The following is a 4427-nucleotide window of genomic DNA, read 5'->3' as shown; positions in this document are numbered from 1 at the left end:
GATCGTCGACGACCTCGACGCGCTGCTGTCACCGCCCCTGGGTTCCACAGGCCGGCCCGCCGCCGGGTCGGTCGTACGGGCGTTGGAGGCCGTGGCCCGGGAGGGCGAGCGGCTCGGTGTGCATCTGGTGGCCGCCGGTGCGGGGGGCCGGGTCGGCGAGAGCGAGCTGGGGCGGGCGGCCGGGGGCCGGATCGTCCTCAGCGCGCCGCTGCCGGGGCCGGACGAACCGTCGCCCGGCCGGGGCGAGTTGGTCACCGGGGGGCGGACGGCCCCCACCCCGTTCCAGGCGGGCCGGGTGACGGGGCGCATCCCCCGCACGGCGACCCTGCGGCCCACCGTCGTCCCCGTCGACTGGGCCCGTATGGGCGACCCGCCGACCCGCCGCCCCGTCCGCGAACTGGGCAACGGCCCCACGGACCTGGCCCTCCTCGCCAGCGCCCTGGACCGCGCGGCGAAAGAGGTGTCGGCGACGGAGGTACCGTCCCTGCTGTAGTCCTCAAGCACCTCCCCCCGACCCAACCCATGGTCACGACGCGGTCACGATCAGGGAGTTGAGGGGGCAGGCGCTCTTGCCGCCCCCTGGCGCACGGCGTAGACCAGAGCGCACGGGACAGCGCTTCTACGTTCGACGACGCACGGAGAACGGGGTCAGTGATGCGCAGCACGCTTCGTACACGCAACGCGATGACCGGGCACGATGCCTTACCCGCACCCAGGTCAAGGTCCAGTTCCAATTCCAGCTCCAGTTCCAGTTCCACGACCAGAGCTCTCGCCGCCCTCGCCGCCTGCGGCGGGGACGACGGCGGTGACGACGGCGACAGGGGAACCGGCGGCGGCAAACCGACCGTCCAACTCCCCAAGCTGGACGGCCAGAAGCTGGAGGTCGCGGCCGTCTTCACCGGCCCGGAACTGGACAACTTCCAGAAGGTGCTGGACGAGTTCGAGAAGCGCACCGGCGCCACGGTGAGCTTCGTACCGACCGGTAACAACACCTCCACGTTCCTCGGTACGAAGATCGAGGGCGGCAAGCCACCGGACGTGGCGTTCCTGCCCCAGGTCGGCGTACTGCACCAGTTCGCCGAGAAGGGCTGGATCAAACCGCTCGGCAGCGAGGCCCTGGCCCAGCTCGACAAGAACTTCTCGGACGGCTGGAAGGACCTGGGCGCGTACGAGGGCAAGCAGTACGGCGTGTACGCGAAGGCCGCCAACAAGTCCCTCGTCTGGTACAACAGCGCGGCCTTCGAGGCGGCCGGCGTCACCGAGGAGCCCAAGACCTGGGACGAGTTCCTCCGGACGGCGCAGACGCTGTCCGACGCCGGCTCCCCGGCCGTCTCCATCGGCGGCGCCGACGGCTGGACGCTCACCGACTGGTTCGAGAACGTCTATCTCTCCCAGGCCGGCCCCGAGAAGTACGACCAGTTGGCCAAGCACGAGATCAAGTGGACGGACCCTTCCGTCAAGGAGGCCCTCACCACCCTCGCCGAACTGTGGGGCAAGGACGAGCTGATCGCGGGCGGGGCGTCCGGCGCCCTGCAGACGGAGTACCCGAAGTCGATCACGCAGACGTTCAGCGGTGACACCCCGGCCGGCATGGTCTTCGAGGGCGACTTCGTGGCCGTCACCATCAACGGCGACACCGACGCGAAGATCGGCTCGGACGCCAAGGTCTTCCCGTTCCCGGCAGTCGGCGACGCCTCCCCGGTGGTCACCGGCGGCGACGCGGCGGTGGCGCTGAAGGACGGCAAGGGCGCGCAGGCTCTGCTCACCTTCCTCGCCTCGACCGACGCGGCGGAGATCTGGGCTGCGCAGGGCGGCTTCCTCTCCCCCAACAAGGAGATGGACCAGGGGACGTACAAGGACGACGTCACCCGGGAGATCGCCAAGGCGCTGCTCGCGGCGGGCGACGACTTCCGCTTCGACATGTCCGACCAGGCGCCGGCGGCGTTCGGCGGCACCCAGGGCGTCGGCGAGTGGAAGGACCTCCAGGACTTCCTGAAGAACCCCGACAACGTGGCCGGCGCCCAGAAGAAGCTGGAGACGGACGCGGCCAAGGCCTACGGGAACGGCTGACGCCCGTCATGTCGTCCGCCGTGGCGAAGACGGCGGGGGGTGCCGGCGCGCTGCCGACACCGCCCGCCGCACCGCGCAAGAGCGTGACGGGCACCCGGCTGTGGGTGGCGGTGCTGTTCCTGCTGCCCGCGCTGGTGCTGCTCGGCGCGCTCGTGGTCTACCCGATCGGGTACTCGGTCTGGCGGAGCCTGTTCGACGCGAGCGGCTCGGGCTTCGTCGGCCTCGACAACTACGCGGAGATCTTCACCGACGACGCCACCCTCGTCGCCGTCCGCAACACCGCGATATGGGTGGCGGTGGCCCCGGCCCTGGTCACCGCGCTCGGTCTGATCTTCGCGGTGCTGACGGAACGGGTGCGCTGGGGAACGGCGTTCAAGCTGATCGTCTTCATGCCGATGGCGATCTCGATGCTGGCCGCGGGCATCATCTTCCGGCTGGTGTACGAGCAGGACCCGGACCAGGGCGTCGCGAACGCGGTCGTGACGTCCGTGCACGACGTGTTCGCCGACGAGTCCGTGTATCCGAAGGCCCGCCCCAACGCCCAGGTCAGCGACTTGCGGCCGTCCGGCGGCGGGTCGTTCACCACGGAGGGCGCCGTCCGCGCGGGCACCCCGGCGCTGCTGCCGCTCGTCGGTATCGCGCCGAACCGGCTGCCGGGCGCCCCCGAGGACGCGAAGGCACCCACCGGGAACGGTGTCACCGGAACCGTCTGGCTGGACTTCCGGCTCGGCGGCGGCGGTGAGAAGGGCGCCGTCGACCGGGGCGAGAAGGCGCTGAAGGGCGTCAAGGTGGAGGCGGTGAAGGACGGGAAGGTCGTCGCCACCGCGACCAGCGGCGCCGACGGCACGTTCCGCCTGCCGGAGTCGGCCGACGGGGCGCGACTGCGGCTCCCCGGCTCGAACTTCGCGGCACCGTACAACGGCATCGAGTGGCTCGGCCCGACCCTGGTGACACCTGCCGTCATCGGCTCGTACGTCTGGATGTGGGCCGGGTTCGCGATGGTGCTGATCGCGGCCGGGCTGGCCGGTGTCGACCGGAACCTGCTGGAGGCGGCGCGGGTGGACGGGGCGAACGAGTGGCAGGTGTTCCGCCGGATCACGGTGCCGCTGCTCGCGCCGGTCCTGGTCGTCGTCCTCGTCACGCTGATGATCAACGTGATGAAGGTCTTCGACCTCGTCTACATCATCGCGCCGCAGCCGACCCAGGACGAGGCCAACGTCCTCGCCCTGCAGCTCTACTTGGCGTCGTACGGCGGCGGAGGCGACTTCGGGCTGGGCAGCGCGATCGGTGTGGTGCTGCTGCTGCTCGTGCTGCCGGTGATGTGGGTCAACATCCGGCGACTGCGGAAGGAGCGCCAGCGGTGACCGCCCTCGAAACCCCGGCCCCGGCGCCGGCCCCGAAGGACCCCGCGGGCGCGGCGCCCGTACGAGCCAGGCGTTCGGTGGCCGCCCGGGTGGCGAGCGGCGCGGCGGGGGGCGCGCTGCGGATCTTCCTGCTGCTGGTGGCTCTGTTCTGGCTGGTGCCGACGTTCGGTCTGCTGGTGTCGTCGTTCCGCGACCCGACCGACATCGCCGAGTCGGGCTGGTGGAAGGTGTTCTCGGCGCCCGCCCAACTCACCACGAAGAGTTACGAGTCGCTCCTGGAGAACGACGGGATCACCGACGCGCTGTTCAACACGGTCTGGATCACGGTCCCGGCGACCCTGCTCGTCGTCCTCATCGGCGCGATGGCCGGATACGCCTTCGCGTGGATGGACTTCAAGGGCCGGGACTGGTGGTTCATGGTCGTGGTCGGGCTGCTGGTGGTGCCGGTGCAGGTGGCGTTGATCCCGCTGTCCGGTCTCTTCCGGGACCTCGGGATCTTCGGCGACATCATCGGTGTCGTCCTGTTCCACGTGGGCTTCGGACTGCCGTTCGCGATCTTCCTGCTGCGGAACTTCTTCGCGGAGATCCCGCGCGAACTGCTGGAGGCGGCGCGGCTGGACGGGGCGGGCGAGGTACGGCTGTTCGCGACGGTGGTCCTGCCGCTCGCGGCACCGGCGCTCGCGTCCCTCGGGATCTTCCAGTTCCTGTGGGTGTGGAACGACATGCTGGTCGCGCTGGTCTTCTCCAGCTCCGGCTCCCAGCCGCTGACCGTGGCGCTCCAGCAGCAGGTACGGCAGTTCGGCAGCAACATCGAGGTGCTCGCGCCGGGCGCGTTCATCTCGATGGTGATCCCGTTGGCCGTGTTCTTCGCGTTCCAGAAGCAGTTCGTGTCGGGGGTGATGGCGGGGGCGGTGAAGTAGTCCGCCGGGCGCGTTCCAGTTCGTGGGCGGGGGGTGCGTTGGCGAGTGCGGGTGCGTTGTGGCTGGTCGCGCA

3 protein-coding genes and 1 pseudogene are annotated in these 4427 nt (G+C 70.4%); all 4 read left to right on the top strand.

The features are described from left to right. Window positions 1–493 (top strand): annotated as a pseudogene (locus tag AOK15_RS38200) (FHA domain-containing protein); the annotation flags it as partial. A 161-nt stretch (window positions 494–654) separates the two neighbouring features. After that, window positions 655–2070, top strand: a complete 1416-nt coding sequence (locus AOK15_RS38195; protein ID WP_079058935.1) for an ABC transporter substrate-binding protein — start codon at window positions 655–657, stop codon at window positions 2068–2070. A gap of 8 nt (window positions 2071–2078) precedes the next feature. Next, window positions 2079–3434 carry a carbohydrate ABC transporter permease gene (locus tag AOK15_RS38190; RefSeq protein ID WP_420877028.1) on the top strand — a complete coding sequence of 452 codons (1356 nt, stop codon included), beginning with the start codon at window positions 2079–2081 and terminating at the stop codon, window positions 3432–3434. Beyond that, window positions 3431–4354 carry a carbohydrate ABC transporter permease gene (locus AOK15_RS38185; RefSeq protein WP_055523426.1) on the top strand — a complete coding sequence of 308 codons (924 nt, stop codon included), beginning with the start codon at window positions 3431–3433 and terminating at the stop codon, window positions 4352–4354. Before AOK15_RS38190 ends, AOK15_RS38185 begins: the two co-directional genes overlap by 4 nt. Window positions 4355–4427 lie beyond the last annotated feature (73 nt).

It is taken from the genome of Streptomyces ossamyceticus, from assembly GCF_001418475.1.
Classification (GTDB): Bacteria; Actinomycetota; Actinomycetes; order Streptomycetales; family Streptomycetaceae; genus Streptomyces; species Streptomyces ossamyceticus.
This window is presented reverse-complemented; position numbering and strand designations above follow the sequence as displayed.

Coding starts and splice junctions, on each gene's coding strand:
- AOK15_RS38195 (WP_079058935.1), top strand. CDS start 655: ATGCGCAGCACGCTTCGTACACGCAACGCGATGACCGGGCACGATGCC.
- AOK15_RS38190 (WP_420877028.1), top strand. CDS start 2,079: ATGTCGTCCGCCGTGGCGAAGACGGCGGGGGGTGCCGGCGCGCTGCCG.